This is a genomic window from Sphingobium sp. HDIP04, assembly GCF_000445085.1.
GTDB lineage: Bacteria > Pseudomonadota > Alphaproteobacteria > Sphingomonadales > Sphingomonadaceae > Sphingobium > Sphingobium indicum.
Map to the genome: position 1 here is coordinate 121,775 of NZ_ATDO01000142.1, position 24,454 is coordinate 146,228.

Consider the following 24,454-nt stretch of genomic DNA (forward strand, 5'->3'; position numbering starts at 1 on the left):
GAAGATAAATTACATATACCGGACAAGACGGACGACATCATTTACAGATTTGGAAATGACATGAACAAAATTGACGCCATATCCGATGCTTATCCTTATTGTTCATCGAATCCATATATTTCTTTCGATTTATTCGATACGCTAATCCGTCGTCGGTATCTGAAGGTAAATGAAGTACATGATACCGTAAGTGCATATGCGCTGGCTCTGCTGGGACGAAGGGAGGCGAGCAGCCCGTTTGATCTCACTTTGCTGCGTTATCGTCTGTCGGACGCGCTCAAGAAGTTCGATGGAACTGGAACCCAGGAGCCCTTGATCGAAGAGGTTTGGGACAGAATCCTGGAGAGGGAGATTGCTGACGCGGACGCACGATTGTCAGCGGTCGAGAAAATCGTCGCCTTCGAACTGGCGGTAGAAATGGCCAACCTCGCCGTAGTCGATGGCGCTGTTGAATTATTACGCAAGCTACGAGCGGATGGAAAAATCCTTATCGCCACTTCCGACATGTATTTCAGCTTTGAAATCATGAATAATATTTTAGAAAAATTAGAACTCAAAGATCTTTTTGACCATGTCTACATTTCCGCCGATCGCAAGTTCACCAAGCACTCTGGAGATCTTTTCCAAGATGTTCTAAGCGATATCGACATAAGTCCGAACCAGATTCTTCATGTTGGTGACAACCAGCATTCCGACATTTCAATGGCCGTCAAGTCAGGGGTCAGTTGCGTTCTCGTAGATCAGCCGTCCTTACTTGAATTAGAACGACCGAAATATGGAAATCGCTTTCGTATCGGGGAAGAGGTTTCCGATCTTATTAAATTACATCTTTCATCTCTTCTTTTTGACGCGCTAGATAAGCGTGTAGAACATATATATTTTCTCGCCAGAGATGGATGCGCCATCAACGAGTTCTCTGAGAGATGGCGAAACCCCATAATTGATAGACATCTTTCACCGCACTCCGCCAGCGACATATACATGAACCGCATTCTCTCCTGCTGGGGAGGCGTAGATTTCTCTGGGGACTGGCTGGTGCAAGCCATCGGTTTGGTATTCTGGCTCAATCACGGTGAGGCTTCCCCAGAAGAAATGTGCAGCCGACTGGGCGTGGAAGCGGTTCCAACAGCATTCGGCGCGGAAGTCCTGCGCACCGATCGAGACACATTCCGGGTCGCAAAAATATTGCAGGATGAGGGATTAGTCGAAACGGTCAGGCAAGAAATCATTCGCAAACGCGAGTTGATCGTTCGCCATTTGCAAGATATCGGTTTTTTTGAGCACAGGTCCGTCGCATTTTCCGACGTAGGCTATTCCGGAACAGTCCTTCGCGACCTCAACAGCCTGTTTGTTAGCAAGCTTGGTAGTGAAGGGATTAATCCTCCTTCCATGCATTTGCACTTGATCGCGACCAATAACAATTATGAGGTTAACCGGTCTCGCTCCTATCCATTTGTTCGTTTCTCATCTCAAGTCGTACTTCCAAACAGCCTTCTGCCAGAAAGCCTTACAGCCTCTTTCTCTTGGCTTGAGTTCTTCTTCAAGCACCGAACGTTACAACCGATCCTCCGTTTCGTCGAACGAAACGGCAAATTGGTACCAGAACTGCGTCATCACGAGGGCAATCAAACGCCTATTCCAACAGAACGCGTACTCGCCTTCGCAGAAACGCGAGATGATGATATTGTGCCACTCTGGATGGCGGCAGTGAACTTCCATGCACCATTGGTTGATCCCGTAGTCGCGCGCTTCAATGATCCCGACGCTGACACGTTGAGCCAAATGTCAGACGAGATATTTGAACTTCATTCCGTACAAGGCTCAAGACGCTCAATCATTTTAGACGTCCCCGGCGGGCGTGTCGAAGCGATTGCCCTTGCCGCGCGTGAAGGGGATTACTGGATCCCCGGGTCTATTGCAGCGTCGCGCGCGGCCGTTCCAGAACTTCTGCAGGATAGCCCCAATTCCCACCGAAGGCGAACGCCCGGCAAAAAAATTCTTCGGCTTATTCGCGGCAAGAAGCATGCCGTCAATGTGCCGCCGATAGCGACTTCCCGAAGCTTCGACGCGAGATTCTATCGCGATTTCTATCCTGATCTTCGCCATTTTACCAGCGACGAGGAACTTTGGCAACATTATTTTGTTCACGGCCGACAAGAGAAACGGCTCGCAAATTATGATGCGCTCGTTGCTCAGTTGACGGCAGAGTTCGGCCCGATTCCGACCGATTTTGATCCCAACACTTATTTGGCGCTCAATCAGGACATTGCCAGTCAGATTGACAGGCCGGAGCGCGCACTGGATCATTATATGCGCGCGGGTCAGAAGGAAGGGCGGCCATATCGTTTTGTTCGGCGAGAGGTTGTCCGAGAATTTGACGTACTTCACGCTCGCGGCAAAATCGCACTTTCGCCTGCAGAGGAAACGGCGTGGACAAAGGGAACGTCGGCCCTCGACATTTTCCTCAGCAGATATGGTGTTAAGCAAGGCCCATGGATTGATGAGATAAATCCCGCCGAATTTAGAGCATTGCACTCAAAATGGGCAGGCCCAGTAGAAAACAAGGCGGAATGTATCATTGCCTTGTTTGAAAACGGATTAGAAAGATCACCCGCCCTGTCGCTCAGCTGCGAGTTTGATCCAAATTTCTATCGCAAACAGGCCGGAAGAGGCTTGGAATGCCCGGCACATGAACTTTATCACCATTATCTCTCTCAAGGATCAAGAAGAGGCCTGGCACCTTCAGAAGGTGCCGCGCTCAAACGACTTTGGGGATATTCTGATTTTCCGGAAGAATTTAACTGGCAGGCATTCGCCGAAAGTCTTGGATTGCAAGTTCCTTTAGTGGAACGATTTGATATACTGCGGCAGTTTGTTGATACGCCCGGGATCGAGCGGTTGCGCTTCCTATCGCCTTCGGCAGGCGGTCGGTTAATCGAGTTCTTAGCCGTCCGTACAAAGCGCGTTTACGGGCGCCTGGACGAGGCAAAGCAGTTGCTGCAAGCAGGCCTGAAACTGTCGCAGAATCATGGGGTATTTCACCACCTTCTTGGCGATCTTGCACTGCAAACTGGCAATCACACGGAGGCCCTTCGCCATTTCCGCGATGGTATTTTGTCCGCGTCCCCCAATAGGTGGAGTTTCATTCACGCCGCAGAGTTGCTCGTGGAACAAGGGAACCATGCCTTGGCTCTCGGACTTCTCGAACGCGGCGAGGATCAATGGGAGCGGAGAGCACCTTGGCGCCGGGTCTATGAACGCGCACTTGAGCTTCGCTGCCGGGAAACACTTCATGATCTGCTGTCGCGAGACACCGCTGCCGAGGATCTTGCAAAGGCCGATCGCTTATTTTCCGACATCGCCAAAGCGTTTCCTGCAAGGATGGAGATGAAGGACGCTGGGCGGGGTGTTCTGCTGCTCACGATGCGTGCTTCCTCATCGGCCCGGCGAGATCGCGCGCTCATAGATGGTATCACTGTGCTTGACCTGCTCTCGATTGAGCAGGAAGATTATTTGGCAGCGCTGTTAGCGCATGAGATCGTCATCTTCCATGAGCTTCCATTCACATACGAGGTACTGCGGGCGATCGCGGCAGCCCGCAGCCTTGGAAAGAGGACAATAGCGTGGCTGGGAGATCTCGTGAATTGGCAGGGGCACCAACTTAGCCATTGCGAATGGAACGAAGAGCAGTTCAACCCATCTCCGCTCAAACTCACAAACTTTGTTGAAATGGCACTGCCAGCACGTTATTGTGACGAAATTGTTACCAATATTTTTGGATTTATACCCTTCATAAAGAATATCTCTGATAATATTATTATACACTATCTTCCCAGCGATTTACACTTACTTTCCGACAGTCATAAAGATCATCATGTAGTTTTTGTGGTTCCTCTCTCCGATGCTTCTGGAGGAGATGTACATCATCTAGCGAGGGCATTGCGCAAAGTTGCCCAGGAAGATCCCCGAGTTCACATATTAGCTGACAGGCGCCTTTGTAATACCCCAGATTTTCAGAGAATCGCGGGACGCTGGACCCATCTCAGTGAGGACATGGATTTGCCAGCCTTGGCCCAAACGATCCAGCTCTGTGACGGAGTCGTCCAATTACTGAGAAATCCGTCGAGGCAATATGCTGCCTGGGCGGATGCCCATAGGGCGGGCGTTCCCGCAATCACCCTCGCTAAAACACCAGCATCTGGCGGGATTCGCAGAGAAGACCAGCGTAGTGCCGCAGAGCCCTGGCCCGAAGGGCTGAAAAGGATGCTGGTTAGTGATACAGATGCTGTAGCATATGAAGTATCAAGATCTTTGCGGCGTAAGGGGACGCCAAAGGATGCTCTCTTCACACCGCAAAGGGCGACGACAGGTACAACCCGATCAGATAAGCGTCAACGTATTCTCTTCGTAAATATATTCTTCCCGCCTCAGGTGATCGGCGGCGCCACTCGCGTGCTCAAAGACAATATTGATTATTTCATCGACCATCGGAGCCAGGATTACGAATTTGCAATTCTATGCGCCGATGAGGAGAATAATCATTCGGGCGAGTGGCGGTTGGATGGCTATCGCGGCATTCCTGTCTTCCGCATAGCAACGCCCCAGGAACTGAACATGGACTGGCGGGCCGCCAATGAAATGGTAGGCGCTCGCTTTGCCGCTGTGATGCGTGCGTTCAAGCCGGATCTTGTCCATATCCATTGTCTTCAACGGCTCGGAGTTGTCGTGGCAGAGGTCTGCCAGGAAATGGGCATTCCGTACATTGTGACGCTTCACGATGCGTGGTGGCTATCTAACTATCCATTTATGACGGACCAGAACGGCCAACTGGTGCAGGTGGAAAGGGATTTCCGTACCCAAGTGCAGCTCCCCGAGGTCGGATCCGACGTTTCCCTTCTAAGGGCCGAGCGTTTACGCCGCGCACTCCTGAATGCACGTGATCGTCTCGCGGTATCGCAAAGCTTCGCAGACCTTTACGAAGCATGTGGCATTTCATGCCGCGTTATTGAGAATGGCACGCCAAGGATTTTACCCAAGCCGAAGCCAGCGAAGTCGGACACGCACATTCATCTGTGCCACGTAGGCGGCCTCGAGTATCACAAGGGCGCCTATCTTGTTGAAGCTGCACTACGGACAAACCGTTATGACAATCTGCACTTCACGGTCGTGGACTTGGCGCGCGGCATGGGTCAGGACACCCATGCGATTTGGGGAACGACGCCCGTCACAATCACAGGGAAAATGTCCACTGAGGAGCTTGCCCTCTTCTATGCCCGAATGCACGTGCTAATAGCGCCTTCGACTTGGCCGGAGAGCTATGGCCTCGTCACTCGGGAAGCGATCGCACACGGGCTTTGGGTCATCGCCGGGAATCGGGGAGCAGTGGGGGATCCTGTTCGACCGGAAAATGGCTTCATCGTATCGGTATCAGACACAAATGACTTATCCAAAGCTTTGAACATAATAGATCGCCATCCAGAAAAATATCGCTGCGCTCCTGCACATCTGTTAAGATCTAGGTCAGCGAATGATCAGTCCCAAGAACTCCTATATTTGTACAAATCTATATTGCAGTCCCCTTCTTGATATAATCCAGGGGAGGCATCCACCGCATCATTTCACTTTCTCGTCGCCTTCATTCCCTTTGACGTGCTCTGACCTGACCCCCGGATTTTCCTCCAAGCTTGATTAGAGTCTGGCCTGATGGAAGGACGGACGAATGAAGCGAGCAAGGTTCACAGAAGAGCAGATCATCGGCGTGCTGAAGGAGCAGGAGGCTGGCGCGAAGACTGCCGACCTGGCTCGTCGCCATGGCGTGTCGGAAGCGACGATCTACAACTGGAAGGCCAAATATGGTGGTCTGGAGTCTCGGAGGCCAAGCGGCTGCGGGCGCTTGAGGACGAGAACGCCAAGCTGAAGCGACGGCTGGCCGAGGCGATGCTGGATAATGCCGGCCTGAAGGATCTTCTCGCAAAAAATTGGTAACGCCCGCTGCCAAGCGAGAGGCGGTCGCTCGTCTCCAGGCGGTACTGGGGATGAGCGAGCGGCGGGCGTGCCGTGTTATCGGCGCTGACCGGAAGAGCATGCGCTATCGGTCACAGCGGGAAGATGATGCTGACCTTCGGTCGAAGCTGCGCGAGCTTGCGCAGCAGCGCCGCCGGTTTGGCTATCGTCGGCTGCACATCCTGCTGCGGCGGGAGGGCGTGGTGATCAACCGGAAGAAGACACAGCGTCTCTATAGCGAGGAGAAGCTGGCGGTCCGACGCAGGTGCAACCGGCGTCGTGCCATCGGCGCACGGGCACCGGCTCCGGTTCTGGCGCTACCCAACCAGCGATGGAGCCTGGACTTCGTCCATGATCAGCTGGCTACGGGACGCCGGTTCCGAGTGCTCAACATCGTCGACGATGTAACCCGCGAGTGCCTGCGCGCGGTGCCGGACACTTCGATCTCGGGGCGTCGGGTGGTGCGCGAGCTCAGCGAGCTGATCGCCGGACGTGGCAAACCTGGGATGATTGTCAGCGACAATGGCACCAAGCTGACCTCGAACGCCGTCCTCGCCTGGTGCGGGGAAGTCGGGGTGGAGTGGCACTATATCGCCCCGGGCAAGCCGATGCAGAATGGTTACGTCGAGAGCTTCAACGGTCGGATGCGCGACGAGCTGCTCAACGAGACCCTGTTCCTGAGCCTGGACCATGCCCGGGTGGTGATCGCCGCTTGGGCAGAGGATTACAACCAGGAGAGGCCGCACTCATCCCTTGGATACGAAACCCCTGCGGCCTTCGCCGCTGAACTGCATAAGCAATGGCCTGCTTCGCTACGCCCTACGGGCTCCGCTGCGCAGGCCATTGCTCAACCCGCGCTCATGCGCAACAAACCTGCACGGCTCTAATCCGCACTGGTAGAAACCCGGGGGTCAGGTCAGTGAGAATATGGCAGGTAATAAGCGCAATATTCCTGAAATCAGGAACCGGCTTCGTGAGATTGCGGACGAAACCGGCTTTGAAGAACTTCATAGCTTGGCTGATGAGCTTTATCGTAATTCACCTGTTGGTAGGGCAGCTAATAGCAGTGCGACCCTGACCCCGGAACTGGCAGAAGAGATCAGGAAATACGTCGCTGAGCATCCAACCCTGCACCAGCGTGACGTTGCACAAGAGTTTAATGTTAATCCCGGTCGTGTCTCAGAGGCATTGAATCATCTTGTTTAGGTACCCCCACCCCATGTTTTATTTCGTTTGTCCATGAACGCCCGGCGAGCTTTTTTGCGAGATCGGTAGGCCGCAGGTGGGCATAACGAAAAAGCATTCGGGGGTCGCGATGACCGGAAATCACTGAAAGTTCGATGGTCGTTAAGCCCATTTCAGAAAATGGGCTGATGGCTTCGTGCCGTAGGTCGTGCAGTCTCAGGTCTGGTATCCCGGCTCTGATTCGTAATCTGTTCCAAGCAAGTTTCAGCGACACAGCCGTCATCGGGAAAACCCGGTCATCATCCTTTGTCAGGCTATTAAGGATCATCACCGCCTGATCGTTGAGGGGGATGGTCCGAGAATGGCCGGTCTTGGTATCAGGGATATGAGCCGTCCGGTTAAAGCAATCGATATGTCGCCATTGCAATTTCAATAACTCACCGCGCCTCAGGGCTGTTTCAACTGCCAGCAGGATCAAGGGACGGATAAGCGGATTGCGGGTTTCCGTCAGCGCGGTTTCCAACCGCTGTAGCTCGCCCGGACGGAGGCGTCTGTCGCGGGCATTTTGAATGCGAGGCTTGCGGACCAAGGCGACAGGATTAGTCGGAAGCTGATATCCCCAATCCCGCCGGGCTACGTCGATGACGTTATGGACGAGCGATAATTCGCGGGCGACGGTACCGGCTTTCACCCTCTGCAATCTTTGGTCGCGATAGGCCGATATCGGTGCCGACGAAAGTTCCGCAAGGGATAGCTCGCACATTGGAGCGGAGAGCATCTTGGTCATCCGCAATTCTTCGCTATGGGCGCTCTTCTTGGTCGGGGTTACCTCCGTCATATAACGACGCATCAGGTCGCCTAGGGTGGTCGAGAGAAGAGCTTTCCTATCAATCGGGGCATCGCCCCTGTCGATTTCGGATTCGCGTTCCCTCGCCCATTTGTCCGCAGCAGCTTTGGTGGGGAGGGTACGGTATTCGGGTTGGTATCCCTTGCGGCGAATCTGAACAGACCAACCCGATTTACGTTTCGTAATGGTCGCCATGTGGCGGCTCCTGTGTTGAAATTGTGTCAGGAGCGGCGAAACGGCGCATGTAAGGCCGGGTGGAAACAAATAAGGCCTCAGAAACCCGAAGATTCCCAAGGCCTTATCATGGTGGGCGTGGCAAGGATTGAACTTGCGACCCCTGCGATGTCAACACAGAGGATATAGCGGAAATTGGCAGAAATCCGCCATTCCTGCTTTTTCGTCAGGGACTAAAAACCAAGAACGAACCGTGATTCTCCGCGACTTTCACCGGAGTTACACCGGACTGCCTATCATCGCCTGCGACTCGCGGAGAATACTGGCGGGAGGTGCCGGATGAACGCGCCGCTCCCACATGACCTTTTCGGCAATGAGACGATGCAGCGCGATGCCATCTTTGCCGGCCATGACCGCATTGAACTGATCCGCTTGTGGGGGCCGGGGCCGATTGCCTGCGTCATCGGCTGCAATCCCTCGAACGCGGACGCGAAGCGGGATGACCCGACCACCCTCTGGTGGATCGACTGGTTCCAGCTGTTCGGATTCGGCGGCTTCAGGGCGGTCAACCTCTATCCCTTCTGCACCTCCAGCCCGGCCGAGTGCCGGAAGCGCGCCGACTGGCACCTGACCGACGACTGGTACGTGCGGGACCAGATAATCATGACGAACCTGCCCCATGTCGGGAAGGTGGCGAAGGAGGCCGATCAGGTCTTCGTCTGCTGGGGCAACATCGCCTGGGACGACATGTGGATCGAGCATGTCATTCAGGAGATCCAGCAGGGCGAAGCGCCTTGGCCTGACCTGTGGTGCTGGGGGAAGACGAAGAGCGGCGCCCCGAAGCATCCCATGGCGCGCGGCAAGCATCGCATCCCGAAGGATCAGAAGCCGATCCTGTGGAGGGCTGGGGAATGATAGTCGATCCGAACGACTTCACCCCCGAAGCGCTCGCGAAGGTGGCGCCGACGTGCGCCGATTGCGATTCGGCGGAGCGGGTCACGATGGCCCGCGGCCCGGAGATCTACCCCCATCGCCCGGATCTGGCTGACAAGCTGTTCTGGCGCTGCGGCTGCGGAGCCTATTGCGGGGTCCACGCCGGCACCCTGAAGTCTCTCGGTCGCCCGGCCGGAAAGGCGACCCGCGACGCGCGCCAGGCGGCCCATGCCGCGTTCGATCCCCTATGGGAGCGGAAGATGCGCCGGGATGGCGTGTCAAAACAAAGGGCGCGCGGGGCGGGATACAAATGGCTGGCCAGCCAAATCGGGATCGCTCCCAAGGATTGCCACATCGGGGACATGGATAGGGCCACTGCTCTGAAGGTGGTCGAGGTTTGCCAGAATATCGGGAGGAAATCAGCGTGACCCAAGCATATCCGCTTCACTGGCCGGCTGGGTGGCCGCGCACCAAAGCCCGCGCCACAGCGCGCTTCTTCGAGCATAAAGATCGAGGCGGCTGTGTCGGTCAAAAGTCGCTGTCGATCGCCACCGCGGTCGAGCGTCTCGAAGCCGAGTTGGATGCGATTGGAGCGCGTAATGAGGTGCTGTCCTCCAACCTGGAGCGGACGCTATCGGGCCGTCCCCGCGGCGACCGTGGTGAACCAGTAGATCCTGGCGTCGCTGTGTATTTCGAGCGGAAAGGCAAGCCGATCGCTCTCGCCTGCGACCGCTGGAACCGCGTAGCCGACAATATCAATGCCATTGCCAAGCACATCGAAGCGATCAGGGGCATGGAGCGCTGGGGCGTCGGCAATCTCGACCAGGCGTTTACCGGCTATCAGCGTCTCGCCGCGCCGGAACAGTGGTGGGAGGTGCTGGGCGTACCTATGCGGCCGACGCGAGACGAAGTGAACCGGGCCTATCGAGACAAGGCGCGCACGGCGCACCCGGATCAAGGCGGCAGCCATGCGGCGATGGCCCGGCTGAACGCAGCGCGCGACAGCGCCTTGGCAGAGATTGGAGGATGAGCATGACCCCCGACATAATAGCTGCGCTAGGCCCTGCTGATCGCATCAACGCCTACGCAGCCGCCACCGGCTATCCCAACGGCCTCTTCATCGGCGGAGACGGCAGGATCGTCGGCACATGGATCATGGGCAACAACTATCGGGTGAGGTCCTCCTATTATGGCGGGTATCCTGCCGGCTATCTGCGCCGCGTCCGGGCCATGTTCCCCGAAAAGCGCAGCGCCTTGCATGTTTTCAGCGGCAAGGTGGATCTGGACGCTTTCCCCGGCAAGCGCGTCGACATCAATCCCGAACTCGAACCCGACTTTGTGGACGATGCCCAAACCCTCGCGTCAGTGCCGCTGGAGACGTTCGATATTATCCTGGCCGACCCACCCTATTCGGTGGAGGACGCTGAGCGCTACCAGACGTCGATGGTCAAGCGGAACAAGGTCATGGATGCGCTGTCGCGGTGCAGGCCTGGCACGCATGTCGTCTGGCTCGACCAGGTTCTCCCCATGTATCGCAAGGCCGATTGGGAAATTGAAGGCGTGATCGGGATGGTGAAGTCCACCAACCACCGCTTTCGCATCATCACCATCTTCAAGAAGAGAGGCTGAGATATGGCCCAGGAAAATAGCATAATAGCTGCGCTGGCAGCAAAGGCAGCCGATGAATGGCGCATCCCGTGCAGCAAGAACCCGAACGATGACAGCCTTTGCAAGCCGAAGGACGATTGCGTTTGGGGGTACGAGCAAGGCTATCTCGCAGCCCTCTCAACTTCGCCCGCAGGTCAGGAGGTGCCAGATGAAATGACGGCCGCCAGCGTGGTGCAGGAAATGGCGCGCATTAAGGCGCTGTTTCAACCGGCTGACGGAGACAAAGAAGACCTGATCACTTACGCCAAGGAAATTTCGCACCTGCGCAGTCTATCGGTAGAGCCTGCGGGCAATGGGCGGGAGAGCGTAGAGGCGATCATGGATGCCGTAGTTGAAGGCATCATGTCGATGGACCGCGATGAACTGATGAAGTTCGTCACGCCCCAAGACATTGACAATGTTAAGTCCACCATCGCGGACGCCATCGCCAAAGCCGCCGCAGAACGCGCCGCCCTTTCATCACCCCCTGCGGCCGATCAGGAGGCTATGACGCCCGAAGAGGCTTGGCAGGAACTTGTCGAGTACGACGATCGCACATCGCCAGAAGAATATCCCGACATGGCGCTTATCACCTTCGAGGAATTGCGAGTGTTCATGGGTGCGGCCAGCGGTGCCACCCATCCCGCGCCTGCTTTGGATGGGGTGAGAGAGGCGCTGGAGGCGGGGCGCAGCATGCTGATCCGGCATCACCATTGGCACACACAGCAACGAACACCGGACCCCGAACATGGCTTTATCCCGGCAGACGAATACGGCGATAGCGCGCTGTATGAACAGACTGCCGATGCAATCGACAAGATTGATGCCGCTCTCGCCGCCCTTTCCTCCCCATCTGAAGGGGAGAGCGCGACGGTATCGCGGGAGGGGGAGGCAAAAGGAGGTTTCGCGTGCCCGGTCTGCGATAAGGAAGAGTCGCATCACCATGGGCTTGGCGTTGTGCAGGCTTGGCGCAACACAACATATCAAAGGATGATTGAAGCCGCTATTTCGCAAGCGTTTTCCGATGGCGCGTATGCGGTAGCAGGGGCTTACGGCATCGATGACCCGCAAACCGACCACGTCATCAAGCAGGCGTTTAGTCCGAAAGATTACGCTCTCTCCACCCCTGCAACCTCAACCGAGCCGGACACGCGGGCCGTGTGCGAGCAGTGCGGCAAGCTCGGCGCGTTCTTTTGCGATCATGTGGGCGCTTCTGCAACCTCAACCGAGCGGGGGCGGTGATGGGCGAGCATCGTTTCGTGATCGTAACACGGTCTGGTCGAGCGGAAAACTGCAAGGACGGTTCCACCTACTGGTCCATCCTCTCAGACGTTTACGCGCGGTACCAGAGCGCGGGCGGCAATTGGGACCGACCAAACATGCTCTTGCTGAACGGCAAAATCGTCATCGCTTCCGGCTTGGCGGACAAGGCTTGGGACTACGGGAGGGCGAAATTCGAGCGCACCGCCCAAACGGTTGCTGCTTTGCAGGTCGAGCAGGCTCCCGACTTCTTGAAGGATTTGAAGCCATGACCCACCCCACCGATACCGCGAAGAGCGATGAACTGAAGGCTGGCGGGGAGGGGCGGCCGATAGAGCCAAACCATGCCTCGTCTGCTTGGTATCGAGGCTGGGAAATTGGCTGGAATGACATGGCCGCGAAATGGGCTGGCACCGGCTGGGATGCCTACAAGGGCGGCTGCGATCTAGGCGCGCCGCGCATCCAAACCTCTGAGTGGCAGGACTGCTTGGACGAGATTGATGATTATGAGGATGGTGACGCATGACCGATAAAGCACCCGTGACGGTCGAGCAGGGGGACCGCTTCCTGCTGGTTAAGCGCGGCCTGTACTATCGGCCCGGCAATCGGGGGTACACCGGCATCAAGGATCGTGCTGGCCGGTACCCAGAGAGCGACGCCAGTCCGGAGGACGGCATCACCGCGATCCATGAGGACGAAGCGCCGGAATATTCCCAAGCCTGCTTTGCCGACCTTAAGGAAAAGCACATGATCGGCAAGATCGCCGCGCTTGAAGAGGAGATAAAGCGGCTGAGGGAGGCGCTGCGCCCGTTCGCGGAGGAGGCGGATCAGGTTGATAGTTGCGAGGCCCATCCAAACGGATGCCCCGCGCACTACAGCGCAGGATGGTGCGCTGATTTGACTATTGGCGATTTTCGTCGCGCCCGCACAGCACTTGAAGGGCGCGGATCATGATGAGCGACGACGCGCTGCTCAACTACCTGGCTGAAATGACGCCGGCGGTCCGTGCTGCTATCCGGGACGCCACCGAAAGGGATGGTGCATTTTTCCCCGGCTTTGACGCCTATAGGGCTACGGAGATGGTCGAGTTGGTCCGTCCGGACATGCCCACCATATTCACGGAAAAGCGGCTGAGCAAAGACGGTGTGCGTGCGCGCCTGATGCTGCTGGCGCGGTGGGATGAGATTGAACAGGCCAGCCGCGACCCTATCCTTGAAAAGTTGACCTGTATGGCACCCTTCATCGACCAGTCATGGGACGGCACCTCAACCTACAGCCCCTCCGAGAAGATGATCATGCGCTACTTTATCGCCGTGGCGGACAAGGAGAACCCCGCGAGGATACGGCGCATGAAGGAGCAGGCAATCGGATGGATCGATGAGTCGAGGCGTCGGTGGAAGGCGGGCTTTCATGCCAATCCGATCGGCACCCCTCTGCCTCGGACTGAAATGCAGGGGCACGGATCATGAGCAGCATAGCATGTCCCAAGTGCGGATCGTACCAGAACAGCGTCATGGACAGCCGGTCCAACCCTGATCCCGTCCCGAACATACGCAGGCGCCGGAAATGCCAATGCGGCCAGCGGTTCACCACCAAAGAGGTCGTCGTTGACGGGATGGAGAGACGCCAGATGCTCGATTTGAGCGACCTGCCATTGGCGACCAGGGCAGCGTTTCGGCAGTTGCATGCGGCGGCGCTTCGCCGAGATGGGGTATGAGAATGGATCAAGCAACCGCCTATGCAGCCCGCCAGCTTGGCGCAACTCCGGCAGACATTCCCGGACTGTGGAACGTGCCCGGCCTTCCGGAACTGACGACAGGCCAATTGCTCCAGATTGCAGCGCAGCAGGTGTGCCCGATCGACTTCAACGATATGCAACCCTTAGGCGGGGACATCGAACGGATCTGGGATCAGAATTTGGACCAGCTTTATGAGCGATGATGCGCCGGCCGTCCATTTCGTCTGGTTCCGCGGCGATGAATATCATAGTGCCTGTAGGATATGGGGAAAGCCGGACTTCATCCACATGGCCTGGGACCGGCGAGCGCTTCGGGAGATTGCGCCGGGTGACGTCGTGATTTTTGCTCGCGGTCCTCATGATCAGCCGTATGTGGATCGGAACTGCAACGATATTATCGAACGGGCCGACCATTGACCCGAACCAACCGGAGTGGCGGATACGCACGAAGCCGCTCCGCCTCATGTAGCGCCCAGGCTAACCCTTCCCGCCGCCGACTATCGATCGACACCGTGTTGATCCGGTAAGGAATTTCCTTCGCCTCATCCTTTCGTGCCCGGACTGAGTGGAAGAACGCTTCCACGGCGCGCGCCCAGGTATAGTCAGGGTCTTCAGGAATATAGGGGTCCGGTTCAGGCGGCGGCTGTGACGCAGGCAAGATTATCGCTTGATCGGACGAACCGCATTCCCTGCACCTAAACCGCCTTACCGCCCGCCGGAGATCCAGGGGCCAGCCGCGGACCTCAAAAGCCGACACGACGTCTTCGGCATCCATGTCTTTGCCGTTCGCGCAGCGCCAGCACCAGACCCGCACACGAAGCCCGGCGAACGCGATTTCCCCGATGGAGCCGAATCGAGCCATTGCGCGGTTATACGCTTCAAGGAACACTCAGAGAACATTTTTACCGAAACACGAAGCTCTAACAATCAAGCATAGTTGAATGACGAACACGTCATAAAAACGGGGTCTTCCACCGCTTAACGGTTCGGCCCGTTCTGGGTAGGACCCGCGTTTTTCCTATTGTGATCCTGCGTCTCTTCTGTCTTTCTACTCATGCAACGCAGCGATGCGGAGTGCTGGCCCGGCAAGGGCACTTGAAACGAAAGGCAAGAACACATGCGCGTTCATCACGCAGCAACTAAGCAGCCCCAATATGAAGGTGGCCTTATCTACGGATGGTCCAGCCTCCTGAGTGCCGGCGCTGCTTTCTTCTCCATCTTCGGTGCCGCAGCGGCATCTGACCCCCTAGCAATATGTGCCAGCGTCCTTGCAGCCATAGCGGCGGGGACAGCCTCTGTTGCCCTCATCGCAATCGAACCGGAGGCCTGATCCATGACCGCATATAACCCCATCGCCACCATGCAGCGCCTACAGGAAGCGGGCCTGAACCGCAGGCAGGCAGAGACATTGGCCGATGAGTTCGTTTCTGTTAGGGATGATCTCGTGACCCTGAGCGACCTCAAAGCCGAATTGAACGCCGTGGCCCTGCGCATCTGCGCGGCTATGGCGCTGGGCTTCACCGCCTTGGGCTTCATCGTCTCCCTGAAATAACCGGCGCGGCGCGCCTTGTGCGCGCCGTCCCTCCAAGCGGCGGCCCCTCATCGGGGGAATGACCCTATCGCCGTTTTGAGGGGCGCAACGCCCGTGCCTGGCCAGCTTCGGCCACTTGAACCGAACCAAAGGGACAGAACTATGACCACCATTAGCGCCACATATAGCCCAGAGGATAACAAGATCCGTCTGTACCCCTCATCTCGGCTCGATGCGGAGACCTATGCGCGGGTGAAAGAGGCTGGCTTCGTCTGGGCGCCCAAGCAGGAATTATTCGTCGCCCCCAAGTGGACACCGGCACGCGAAGACTTGGCCATTGAACTGGCGGGAGAGATCGAGGCGGAAGAGATGACGCTGGCGGAGCGCGCCGCGATCAAGGCGGAACGGCTCGACAATCTGGCGCACAAGCGGCGCAATGAGGCGGTATCGCTCCACCGTCATGCTGATGAGCTTTCGCAGGCGTTCTATATGGGGCAGCCGATCCTTATAGGCCACCACAGCGAGCGGAAGGCGCGGAAGACCAAAGAGCGGATGGATGCGGCGCAGGATAAGGCAGGCAAGGCCGAGCGCGCCGCCAACTATTGGCTGTATCGGGCTGAGGGCGTGGAATGCTTCGCCAATATGAAGAATAACCCGCGTGTTAGGGCGAACCGCATCAAAACGCTTTTGGCCGAGCTGCGCGACCTGCAACGCGCCATCAACAAAGCGCATAGCAATCTAGCGCTGTGGGAAAAGGTCACGACCGACGATCAAATTCGCGCGCTGATCGGGCACGGTGATATTGCGCCTTACGACATGTGGTCCGCCTTGCGTGATGGAAGCATCTCGCCCCAAGAGGCCCGCGCAAAGTGCATTGCAGGCGCGCAGCTGGTGGCCACCGGCCCGAACCGCAAGCGCTGGATCGACCATGTGCTTAACCGCCTGGCTTTTGAGCGCTCGATGCTTGGCGAGGTGCCGCGCTATGAAGGCGAACTGACGCCCGTCATCATTCAGGCTTTCGCCCGCGAGCATGGCGCGGAAAAGCCGAAATGCACTGTGATCGATGACGGGTATTTCATGCTGGAGTCGCCCGTGCCGTTGCCCGCCCATATCAGCGACCGCTCATATCTGGAACTGAGCGAGGACGAATGGCGCGACGTTATGCGGGCCTGCGGCTATGTCGTCCCGGCGAAGAAGGACGCAGCGCCGCCGATCCTCAATCTCGACGTGACGGAAATTCAGGCTAAGTCCCGCGCGACCTATCGCGGCGCGCCGGAAGTCGAGTTTATCCGCGTGGCCCGCGTGACCAAGGAACAATATTCCAAGGTGGGCGCAGACTATCGCGGGACCCGCCTAAGCGCTTGCGGGACCTTCCGTTTCAAGGTGGCGTCGGCTCGCGCCTTGGGCGTGGCACAGGAGGGCGAACACTGGGCTTTTGTGGCTGTATTCCTGACTGACAGCAAGGCGCACCCGTTGCCGGAAGCACTGGAGCAAGCAGCATGAAGCCGAGCGTCTATAAGCGGCCAGCCAAGCCCCTCTATATGACGGTCACGCGCCGCCGGGATTTCGAAGCGCTGCCCAAGGCGGAGCCGGTCGAGATTGTGGCGGTTGACCGGGCCACAGAGTGCCATGTGACGCCGCCCGAGGTGGCGGCGCGCATGGTGGCCTATCTGGGCGCGCCTGGCGATAAGCTGACGCTGGAGCCGAGCGCTGGGACGGGCAATCTTTCCCGCGCGCTGCTGGAGTCGGGCCATAGCCGCTATGAGCTTGTGCAGGTGGAGCGCCATATCAAGCTGTCCGGGATGCTCCACCCGTTCGGCAGCGTCATCAACCGCTGTTTTCTGGAATATGCGGCAGAGGCGCGCGGCAAGGTCGAGTTTCCGCGCGTCATCATGAACCCGCCCTTTAGCGAGGTGCGCAAGCATGTAGCGGCGGCACTGTCCCTTATGGGCAGGAATGGCCACGATTGCGCGCCGCGCCTAGTGGCGCTGGTCCCTATCACGTTCCAGCATCCCGACGCGGAAGAACTGGAGACGCTGCCCGATGACACATTCGCAACGGCCAAGGTTCGCACCAAGGTAATTCGCATATTCCGATAACGGCGAAACGGCGCGCGGCCCTATGCCGTGCGACCGTCGCGCAAGACTGGCCCCCTGCGCCTGATGAGCTGGCCACTTGAAACGAAAGGAAAAGAGACATGAAAAAGGAAGCACGTACGCCGGGGCCGTGGATGGTGAACCCGGCGAACCCTTTGGAGGTATGCCCTCAATTGCGCCCAGGTGTTGTTCACCCCTGCCTTGTAACGCGAGTTGCGGGTTTCAGTTATAGGAATAAGGCGGACGCAATTCTGATCGCTGAGGCTCCTGCGATGCTAGAAGCACTACGCAAGGCCGTCGCATGGCTTGATCGTTTACCGGTAGGTGCAGCGTGCCGCGCCAATCCGGGCGATGCCAACCTAGATGATTTTCGCGCCATCCTTGCCCGCATAGATGGGGAGGCTTGAGCATGCCCCGCTTCCTGATCGAAGGATCATCCGACGGCTCGCTTTTTGCCGAGACCATCGACGCCAACAGCAAAGAGGATGCGGAAGCGTTCGCCATCGAGCGCCTGTGCGAAGCTTGGGGCGAAACCTACGGGCCGGACACCACCCTTGACGATCTGGGCGACGCGGCCAGCGTCACGGAATATAGCCCGGATGATTATGCTCGCGACGCTGCGCCGGGGATGCTGGCAATCCTGCGCGAGATCATGACGGTCACGCTTGATCAGGACGGCGACCTCATTCTTTTCGCTGATGATGACGGCACCAATTCTTGGGCCGACAGGATAGCCGCCATCATTGCGGCTGCTACCGGATCGGTCTCCATCGGCGCTGCGCTGTCTCTCCCCGGCGTTGAGCAAACCCCATCGGCGAATGAGCCTGAGGCCACCCTATCGGCGCAGATAGCCGGACCGATCGATCCGCCCGAACTCCCTGCCGGCATCACGTTCAACGAAGCCAACCTCGAAACGGCCATGTGCCTATGGGAGGCGATGCTTGAAATCCGCGACCGGCCGGACATTGCCGCTCGTTTCGAAGAAGTCGGCACCGTGGCCATGCGGCACGCCGTCATGACCCTTATCGCCGATTGTGAGCGGGAATGGGAGGCGGCGCGGGGCCGCGACGAGGATCATTCCCCCTACGACTGGGAGTGGTGCCCTGCGTTTCTGGAGCGCAACCTATCCCGGCTTGGCATTGACGCGGTGGAGGGCTGAGCGATGGACCTGTTTAACGTGCATCAGGGCATAGAAGGCCTGACTGAGAAGCCGCGCAGCGCCACGATAGACGAGCGCAACGCCTATCTCCGCTGGCTTGCCCAGCGAGATGGCATCGGCATCCCTGCCGACGCATCATTTAGCGATCGCGGCATCTACAGCAAGGCAGCAGACGCCTACCTTGTGAACATGCCCGGATATGGCAAGCAGCCGATGCCGACTTGCGAATTGCTGGACGAGAACGGCAACGTCATCCGGACAATCACCTTGCCCGCCGATCCCAGAGGTAAGGGGGCGCTACCCATGACCGCGAAGCAAGTCCAGGAGTGGACAGGACTGGAGAAGGCCCGAAAGCGGCGCGCGCCGAAAGCAACAGCCCCGACGTCGGTGCAACCCGTGGCGGCCGAGCCGGTGAAAGCCGAGCCGGTTGAGTGTCTCTCATCGGCGCAGGAGATGCCCGCCCGATATGGTGTACGCTTTGACGCCCCATCCGTGCACGCTGCCAACGACAATCTAGCACCCAAGCGCGAGCGGACCGCCGCAGAGCGGCGTTGCATCATGCGAGCATGGCGAATGCGCTCTGAGATGCGCGGTCGCGCCGATTTAGACCGGCGGGCCTTGCTGATCGCGAATGGAGATAATCGCCGTCTACATGGGGCGCTACAGGATGCTGAGGCGGTAAGAAAAACCATGAAGGCCGAGCGCGACGCGGCGTTGACGGAGATTGCCCGCCTGAAGGCGAAGCCGCACCACTTCGGGAATGAGGTCCGGCCGGATGATGTGCGCCGCCTAGTTGGGGAACGCGATGACGCTCGGCGGCTGCTGGCCAGCATGGAGGAGGAGCGGGGTCGGTTGGCCCGCGCCGTCGCGGCTGGCGCGGAGATGCTAGACGGCATGACGGAGCGAGCTTTGCGAGCCGAGATCGCCCTCAAGGCCATGTCGGCGCGGCAATCGCGCGAAGGAGCGCTAACCCCCTATCGGGTGAATATGACCGGCGTGTCCTTCGAGGTGGCGGCATGAGACCCCATCCCGCTTTGAACAGGCGCCCCCGCGAACTGGTCCAACTGGCCGGGGAATGGAAGGGGGGCGTTCCAGCCCATGGGACCATGGTGGAAGAGAAGCTGGATGGCGTCCGCGCCTGCTGGATCGGCGGGGAACTGCTGACCCGCGAGGGCACCCCCATCGGGGGAATAGGGCATATCGCCTATCGCCTACGCTCAATCGAGAAGGCTGTGGGCCATGGGATCTTCTTCGATGGGGAGTTTCTGGCCCCCGGCGGCTTTCGCGCCACGCTGCGCCACATAGGGCAGGGGCTGCGCGCTCCGGAACAGGGCACCCTGCACCTCTTCGATGCCATGCCAGCGCCCGCCTGGGCCGCAGGAGGGACCGACAGGCCCCTATATGAGCGAAAGGCCAGGTTGAGGCGCTGGGTGGCCCTGGCGGCCGATCCTGCCCTATCGTGGGAATGGCGCCCCGGCACCCATGGGCGAGAGCCGAAGGAGCCGGCGCTGGCCGTCATCCCCGATACCTGGTGCGCCACGCAGGCGGATGTTGAACGCCTGGCGAACGAGATATGGGCGCGTGGCGGCGAGGGCGTGGTATTGAAGGACGCCGAATCGGGCTACCGCCGGGCGCGCACCGCGGACTGGCTCAAATATAAGCAACGCGGGTGGTCCACTCGCCAGGTGGCATAGGGTATCGGGGGAATAGGAAATGAAGGAAAGACCGAAATTCAGGACCAGGATTCCCACAGCGGAGCATTTCCAGCAGGTCGCCCGGAATATGCAGGATTACATCGAGAGCAGGAAAGGCGCGTCCACCGACCCATTGGCCGACGGATACACCCATGAGGAAATCGCTTGTAATCGGGGACCAACCTACCAATTTCTGGGTAAGCTGCTGGGCGAACATACCACCAACCCCAAGCGAGACCGGGCCAAATGGACAGAGATCCGCCTTTGGGAAACCCCATCGGGGAAATGGGTGGCGGAGAGCGCCGGGTGCAGCGATGAGCCGGGCCATGTCGACATTGCCGACGCTGCGGTCATCGCCGGAGATCAAGACGGTCGCAGCATGGAGTTTCAGGCCATGGATTTCTGGGGCTGGTCCTCACCGGCGAAGGCGCTTGCGAAGCGCCTGGGCTGGAATCTGGTGGTGCGCGTCGATTGAGGAAGCGTGAATTCCGCGCCTACTCCTTCGATAGGCCGCTGGGGCCGTGGCGGGACGTTCGGGCAGATGCTGAGGAAGACGCCATCATCGCAGGGGAGGCTGATCGCAGCGAATTCTCCCGCGCCATTTATTGGAAGGTCGGCTGTCGGATCGATGAAAGGCCGAAGAAGGAAGGTATCGACGATGGTAGGAAAGCCACCTCTTGAACGCGCCGCGCGCGCCATCATCGACGCAGCCCAGGAGCAGGGTGCCTATGTCGGCGGGGAGCCTGACAATCTGCGCTCTGTGCCTATTGATGGCGTGATTGATGCTGAGGCGATGGTGCGTGCCGTCCTCGCCGCGATCCGGGAGCCGAGCGAGGCGATGGAGCGCGCTGGTTGGACTGCGGATTTACCGTTCACGCCATCAATCAAGGTCGGGACGGTCTGGCGCGCCATGATCGACGCCATGCTGGAAGAAAGGCCGTGAGGCGAATCCTCTTCTACAGCGAGGCTGCCCTTGTTGGTGCAATCAGCATCGTTGGCGTATTCCTGGGCTTCGCGAACGCCGCCGGAGAAGTGGGAAACTGGTTGGGTTGGTGAGCAGGCGGACGGCAGGCCTGTGGCTACCCGCCGCCCGCCCTACCGGCGTTCACCAGGCGCCGGATCAGATGAAGCTGAGCAGCGCAAATTCCTGGGCAAATGTGCCTGGCTTGACGCTTGCCGTCGCGAACGGTGGATCGCGGAACACGCCGAAATAGGTCTTCGCCTGCCGGGCGGTCGTTGCCTGGGGATCGAAGCACAGGAACACCGGCTGCCGCCTTCCCACTTTCTCGATCATCGGGCGCCAGTTCGCCTCATATTCCGCGCCGGGAATCCACGACAGCTTGAACGTGACGGTCCGGAAGATCAGCCCCTCTTCTTCTTCCGGCACCCCCCACCGGCCGAAGTCGACCGACCCCAGATCCTGCACCCCGAACTCGAAATTACGGTCGTAATAACGGGCTGGGGTGATCTTCTTTCCGAAAACCGCTTTGGCCGCCTCGAAGTCGCCGTTATGGCCGCCGATGTCGATGCGCCACCAGCGGGCCGTGACGGACCCCGGCAGTTCATGATGGGAATGGTATAGCCCGTCCTCTCTGGTGATGGCGGGGCTGATGAAGGGCAGGGCGCCGCTGTCATAAGGCGCGCTCCCGTCCACCTGGGCCTGCGATGCGCCCAAGCGGATCCTGATGGTGGTGCCGGGCTGCGCGTTCGCCTGCAGCAGCGACACGAAGTCCACGACGCGGTCCTGCCCGAAATCGCCCCGGATCCAGATATTGCCGTTGCCGTTGCTGCGCCAGGTCATGCCGATATGCTTGAACTGGGCTAGGTGGATGGCGGGCTTCTCTGCGCGCTCGTTGCCGGTCGCGATGGCAGTCAGCGGGTAAGGCTGAAACATGAAGGGCAAGGCAGGCATGGATTATCCCCAGGTGGTGAGGACGGAGCGATCCGTCTCGTAGTCAATGCCCAGTTCCACGACGATGGCCGGCAGGTCGGCGCTCTTTTCGCTATCGATGATGCGGGCGGTTGGTGCAGTCATGTTGAAGTCGAGCGATTCCCCCGTGCCCGTCCCGCTGATTTCTGTCACGAAACGGCGGCGGTCGGGCGAAAGCAGGGCCAAGCGTTCGGCCGCCACGGCTTCTGCGTCTTCCACATTGTCGAAGAAGCATTCCAACGGTTCTTCCGTGTCGCGCGCTTGATCGCCATATTTCGCGATGACAGTCCCATCGGGACCGGCGGTGGCGTTGCGGACGGCCTGCGTGATGAAGCCTATGCGGCTGGCGCTAGCCGGCATCTCTTAATCATCCGCCGCGGCGACGGCAGCGAGCTTTGCCTGAAGCCGTGCGTGACCTTCGTCATTATCAACCTGAATATCCGCCAGCGCCTCCTTGGCCGTGGCCTGGTCGGGATCATTCAGGAGGGAAGCCGCCGCCTGGTATAGCGCCACGAATTCGGGCGCTTTGGCGATGACCGGCCCGACAACGGGCAGGACGTTCAGCAGGGTAGAAATGTTCATGTCAGGCTCCCGTCTTGCCGGTTAGGGTGAGAAGGTCGGAAATAGCCGCACGGGCTGCCACAAGGGCGCTGGCGTAGCTGGTCGCGTTCCCAGCGGCGTAGGCTTTGCGGACCACGCCGAGGGCGGTGAAAGCCCGTTGATCGAGCTTTGCGATCTTTGCGGCCGTTGCGCCCTTGATAAGCCCAGCGTCGACGCTGGTTTCGACGGCGACCCGCGCCGCCTTGTAGGCGAGTTCGGCGGCCAGCGCGCCCTGTTCGTCCAGGACAGTGCTGTCGGCCACCGCCGCCGGCGGCGCGGGCAGGCTGTTGATGGCTCCGGTGACGACGCCGCATGCCATGAGGGCGAGCGGCAGGCAAAGCGCAATGAGGCATTTCATATCATTCTCCTTTTTCGGTGGGTCAGGACTTGGTGTCGCTGATGGGCGGATCGACAGGTGGGAGCTTCGCGATCAGTTGCTCATTCACAGATTCGCCGCTGTCGCGGGCCTTGAAGGTGCCGATCACGCCGATCAGGCCGGTTACGGCGGCGCTGATGAAGCCGAGGGCCGCCACGATCTGCGCCAGATGGGTGTCCGGCTCGACGCTGACGCAAATCACGGCCGCGACGATCGACATGATCACGATGGCCGCGAGGGTCGCCAGATAGGCGATGACGTTGTGGCGGTTGTTCATGCCGCGATCGCCACACGATTGAGCAGCCAGCCATACACGAACGCCTCCTGTGAGCCGTTGCGTTCAGCTATGCCGATGTAGCGCTCGCCCTGGAGCGCGTTCATCGCGGCGAGCAGGACATCGATCCGTCCGCGCCGAGGATGCGCCAGATAGGCGGCCAGTGCCGCGTCACTCTTGCTGCCATAGTTGCCATCGATCTTGGCAAGATCGGGCCAAAGCTTCCCGCCCTCGTTGAAGGCATTGAGCGCGCGCTGGAGGAACATCACGCCCCAGGGCGCGCCCATGTTGACGCCTGTGTCCAGCGCCTCCGCCGCCAACTCAGGCGAGCGTTTGGCGAGCAGATCGATGCCAGTCGCGGTGACGAACTGCCGCCAATAGATGTCGAAGGCCGATCCACGCGGAAAGACCCTCATGTCGCCCTTATAGCCGTTCTTGCGCGCGAGAGCCTGCGTGATCCCGAACCGCGTCGGCCCGCCTCGATCGGCGGGATGGTTCACGTAATCGCCCTCCCGGGTGATGACGTCGTCGATCATCTCCTTCGGCGTCTTGGCCATGTCATTCTCCATAAAAAAGGGCGCCTGAAGCGCCCGAAAAAATCACCGATCATGGGAATGGATCAGGTCGACCCAAGCCGACGGTCATGGGCCGCGATTACGGCCCCCAACTGCCGGGCTTGCCCCTCTCCGTCGACATAGGCTTGCAGGCGCGCGAGCTGGGCTTCGGTTTCCCGCTTCGATGCGTGGCAATCCTCCACCTCACGCTCCAATCGCTCGATCCGCTCATCCTGCTTCTCCAGCCGGTCTTCCAGCGCGAGGCGATATGCCTTCCAGCTTTGGTCCAGTTCGGCCCGCTGCTGATCGTTCGACGCTGCCACGCGATCGGCGCGGCCTGTCAGCCAGAGAATGAGCCAACGCACCGCATATATTCCGCCCCCCACGCTAAAGCCGCCCGCAGCAACCTGCGCCACGTCACCCGCCAGACCGCCGTCGTCCATCGTTCACCTT

At 59.0% G+C, this 24,454-nt stretch carries 31 protein-coding genes and 1 pseudogene; 24 read left to right on the forward strand and 8 right to left on the reverse strand.

The window, feature by feature from the left end:
- The first annotated feature begins 60 nt into the window (after nt 1–60).
- The 3 genes and pseudogenes from L286_RS48210 (at nt 61) to L286_RS48770 (ending at nt 7,209) form a co-directional block, all read left to right on the forward strand.
- The gene (locus tag L286_RS48210) at nt 61–5,586 is read left to right on the forward strand and encodes an HAD-IA family hydrolase (RefSeq protein ID WP_084498577.1); all 5,526 of its coding nucleotides are present in this window, start codon (nt 61–63) and stop codon (nt 5,584–5,586) included.
- 133 nt (nt 5,587–5,719) lie between these two features.
- Nucleotides 5,720–6,890 (forward strand): annotated as a pseudogene (locus L286_RS46740) (IS3 family transposase).
- Nucleotides 6,891–6,930: 40 nt separating this feature from the next.
- The gene (locus tag L286_RS48770; RefSeq protein ID WP_202960968.1) at nt 6,931–7,209 is read left to right on the forward strand and encodes a hypothetical protein; all 279 of its coding nucleotides are present in this window, start codon (nt 6,931–6,933) and stop codon (nt 7,207–7,209) included.
- Here the strand turns inward: L286_RS48770 and L286_RS46745 are convergent.
- Nucleotides 7,166–8,230 (reverse strand): integrase, encoded by a 1,065-nt coding sequence (locus tag L286_RS46745; RefSeq protein ID WP_021224118.1) that lies wholly within the window; start codon nt 8,228–8,230, stop codon nt 7,166–7,168. The genes L286_RS48770 and L286_RS46745 overlap by 44 nt on opposite strands.
- 318 nt (nt 8,231–8,548) lie before the next feature.
- Here L286_RS46745 and L286_RS46750 point away from each other — a divergent pair, with 318 nt between their 5' ends.
- The 21 genes from L286_RS46750 (at nt 8,549) to L286_RS46835 (ending at nt 21,210) form a co-directional block, all read left to right on the forward strand.
- Nucleotides 8,549–9,124 (forward strand): DUF1643 domain-containing protein, encoded by a 576-nt coding sequence (locus tag L286_RS46750; RefSeq protein WP_021224119.1) that lies wholly within the window; start codon nt 8,549–8,551, stop codon nt 9,122–9,124.
- Nucleotides 9,121–9,570 (forward strand): zinc-finger-containing protein, encoded by a 450-nt coding sequence (locus L286_RS0125150; RefSeq protein WP_021224120.1) that lies wholly within the window; start codon nt 9,121–9,123, stop codon nt 9,568–9,570. The genes L286_RS46750 and L286_RS0125150 overlap by 4 nt, the downstream gene beginning before the upstream one ends.
- Nucleotides 9,567–10,172, forward strand: coding sequence for a J domain-containing protein (locus L286_RS0125155; protein WP_238559354.1), 606 nt, complete (start codon nt 9,567–9,569; stop codon nt 10,170–10,172). The genes L286_RS0125150 and L286_RS0125155 overlap by 4 nt, the downstream gene beginning before the upstream one ends.
- 2 nt (nt 10,173–10,174) lie before the next feature.
- Nucleotides 10,175–10,771, forward strand: a complete 597-nt coding sequence (locus L286_RS46755; RefSeq protein WP_052033857.1) for a hypothetical protein — start codon at nt 10,175–10,177, stop codon at nt 10,769–10,771.
- A gap of 3 nt (nt 10,772–10,774) precedes the next feature.
- The gene (locus tag L286_RS46760) at nt 10,775–12,031 is read left to right on the forward strand and encodes a hypothetical protein (RefSeq protein ID WP_021224123.1); all 1,257 of its coding nucleotides are present in this window, start codon (nt 10,775–10,777) and stop codon (nt 12,029–12,031) included.
- The gene (locus tag L286_RS46765; RefSeq protein ID WP_021224124.1) at nt 12,031–12,321 is read left to right on the forward strand and encodes a hypothetical protein; all 291 of its coding nucleotides are present in this window, start codon (nt 12,031–12,033) and stop codon (nt 12,319–12,321) included. The genes L286_RS46760 and L286_RS46765 overlap by 1 nt, the downstream gene beginning before the upstream one ends.
- Complete coding sequence (locus tag L286_RS46770) at nt 12,318–12,575, forward strand: hypothetical protein (RefSeq protein ID WP_021224125.1); 258 nt, start codon at nt 12,318–12,320, stop codon at nt 12,573–12,575. The genes L286_RS46765 and L286_RS46770 overlap by 4 nt, the downstream gene beginning before the upstream one ends.
- 14 nt (nt 12,576–12,589) lie before the next feature.
- A complete protein-coding gene (locus L286_RS49490) occupies nt 12,590–13,003 on the forward strand; it encodes a hypothetical protein (protein WP_238559355.1) in 414 nt (137 codons plus the stop codon).
- On the forward strand, nt 13,000–13,518 hold the full coding sequence (locus L286_RS46780; RefSeq protein ID WP_021224127.1) for a hypothetical protein: 519 nt from the start codon (nt 13,000–13,002) through the stop codon (nt 13,516–13,518). Before L286_RS49490 ends, L286_RS46780 begins: the two co-directional genes overlap by 4 nt.
- Complete coding sequence (locus L286_RS49890; protein ID WP_443215336.1) at nt 13,515–13,766, forward strand: NrdR family transcriptional regulator; 252 nt, start codon at nt 13,515–13,517, stop codon at nt 13,764–13,766. The genes L286_RS46780 and L286_RS49890 overlap by 4 nt, the downstream gene beginning before the upstream one ends.
- A 2-nt stretch (nt 13,767–13,768) precedes the next feature.
- Nucleotides 13,769–13,990, forward strand: a complete 222-nt coding sequence (locus L286_RS46790) for a hypothetical protein (protein WP_031293671.1) — start codon at nt 13,769–13,771, stop codon at nt 13,988–13,990.
- On the forward strand, nt 13,980–14,204 hold the full coding sequence (locus tag L286_RS46795) for a hypothetical protein (RefSeq protein WP_021224130.1): 225 nt from the start codon (nt 13,980–13,982) through the stop codon (nt 14,202–14,204). Before L286_RS46790 ends, L286_RS46795 begins: the two co-directional genes overlap by 11 nt.
- 916 nt (nt 14,205–15,120) lie before the next feature.
- Complete coding sequence (locus L286_RS46800; protein ID WP_021224131.1) at nt 15,121–15,339, forward strand: hypothetical protein; 219 nt, start codon at nt 15,121–15,123, stop codon at nt 15,337–15,339.
- Nucleotides 15,340–15,480: 141 nt separating this feature from the next.
- Nucleotides 15,481–16,821: a DUF3560 domain-containing protein gene (locus tag L286_RS46805; RefSeq protein WP_037493744.1), complete on the forward strand. Its 1,341-nt coding sequence runs from the start codon at nt 15,481–15,483 to the stop codon at nt 16,819–16,821.
- Nucleotides 16,818–17,417: an SAM-dependent methyltransferase gene (locus L286_RS46810; protein ID WP_021224133.1), complete on the forward strand. Its 600-nt coding sequence runs from the start codon at nt 16,818–16,820 to the stop codon at nt 17,415–17,417. The genes L286_RS46805 and L286_RS46810 overlap by 4 nt, the downstream gene beginning before the upstream one ends.
- A gap of 98 nt (nt 17,418–17,515) precedes the next feature.
- Nucleotides 17,516–17,821: a hypothetical protein gene (locus L286_RS48775; protein WP_152522362.1), complete on the forward strand. Its 306-nt coding sequence runs from the start codon at nt 17,516–17,518 to the stop codon at nt 17,819–17,821.
- Nucleotides 17,822–17,823: 2 nt separating this feature from the next.
- On the forward strand, nt 17,824–18,573 hold the full coding sequence (locus L286_RS46815) for a hypothetical protein (RefSeq protein WP_031293677.1): 750 nt from the start codon (nt 17,824–17,826) through the stop codon (nt 18,571–18,573).
- 3 nt (nt 18,574–18,576) lie between these two features.
- The gene (locus L286_RS46820; protein WP_021224135.1) at nt 18,577–19,593 is read left to right on the forward strand and encodes a hypothetical protein; all 1,017 of its coding nucleotides are present in this window, start codon (nt 18,577–18,579) and stop codon (nt 19,591–19,593) included.
- A gap of 14 nt (nt 19,594–19,607) precedes the next feature.
- Nucleotides 19,608–20,267 carry an ATP-dependent DNA ligase gene (locus L286_RS46825; RefSeq protein WP_021224136.1) on the forward strand — a complete coding sequence of 220 codons (660 nt, stop codon included), beginning with the start codon at nt 19,608–19,610 and terminating at the stop codon, nt 20,265–20,267.
- A gap of 19 nt (nt 20,268–20,286) precedes the next feature.
- The gene (locus tag L286_RS46830; RefSeq protein WP_021224137.1) at nt 20,287–20,742 is read left to right on the forward strand and encodes a hypothetical protein; all 456 of its coding nucleotides are present in this window, start codon (nt 20,287–20,289) and stop codon (nt 20,740–20,742) included.
- A 183-nt stretch (nt 20,743–20,925) separates the two neighbouring features.
- Nucleotides 20,926–21,210: a hypothetical protein gene (locus L286_RS46835; RefSeq protein WP_031293679.1), complete on the forward strand. Its 285-nt coding sequence runs from the start codon at nt 20,926–20,928 to the stop codon at nt 21,208–21,210.
- Between the two features lie 177 nt (nt 21,211–21,387).
- Here the strand turns inward: L286_RS46835 and L286_RS46840 are convergent, their stop codons facing one another.
- From L286_RS46840 to L286_RS46870, 7 genes are all read right to left on the reverse strand, one after another.
- On the reverse strand, nt 21,388–22,179 hold the full coding sequence (locus L286_RS46840) for a hypothetical protein (protein WP_152522363.1): 792 nt from the start codon (nt 22,177–22,179) through the stop codon (nt 21,388–21,390).
- 3 nt (nt 22,180–22,182) lie between these two features.
- Entirely contained in the window at nt 22,183–22,557 is a 375-nt protein-coding gene (locus L286_RS46845; RefSeq protein ID WP_021224140.1) for a hypothetical protein, read from the reverse strand.
- Nucleotides 22,558–22,560: 3 nt separating this feature from the next.
- Nucleotides 22,561–22,779 carry a hypothetical protein gene (locus L286_RS46850; RefSeq protein ID WP_021224141.1) on the reverse strand — a complete coding sequence of 73 codons (219 nt, stop codon included), beginning with the start codon at nt 22,777–22,779 and terminating at the stop codon, nt 22,561–22,563.
- A 1-nt stretch (nt 22,780) separates the two neighbouring features.
- Nucleotides 22,781–23,155, reverse strand: a complete 375-nt coding sequence (locus tag L286_RS46855; protein ID WP_037493747.1) for a hypothetical protein — start codon at nt 23,153–23,155, stop codon at nt 22,781–22,783.
- A gap of 22 nt (nt 23,156–23,177) precedes the next feature.
- Entirely contained in the window at nt 23,178–23,450 is a 273-nt protein-coding gene (locus L286_RS46860) for a hypothetical protein (protein ID WP_021224143.1), read from the reverse strand.
- Nucleotides 23,447–24,004 (reverse strand): glycoside hydrolase family 108 protein, encoded by a 558-nt coding sequence (locus L286_RS46865; protein WP_031293681.1) that lies wholly within the window; start codon nt 24,002–24,004, stop codon nt 23,447–23,449. The genes L286_RS46860 and L286_RS46865 overlap by 4 nt, the downstream gene beginning before the upstream one ends.
- Nucleotides 24,005–24,066: 62 nt before the next feature.
- Nucleotides 24,067–24,444 (reverse strand): hypothetical protein, encoded by a 378-nt coding sequence (locus tag L286_RS46870; RefSeq protein WP_021224145.1) that lies wholly within the window; start codon nt 24,442–24,444, stop codon nt 24,067–24,069.
- Between the last annotated feature and the right edge of the window lie 10 nt (nt 24,445–24,454).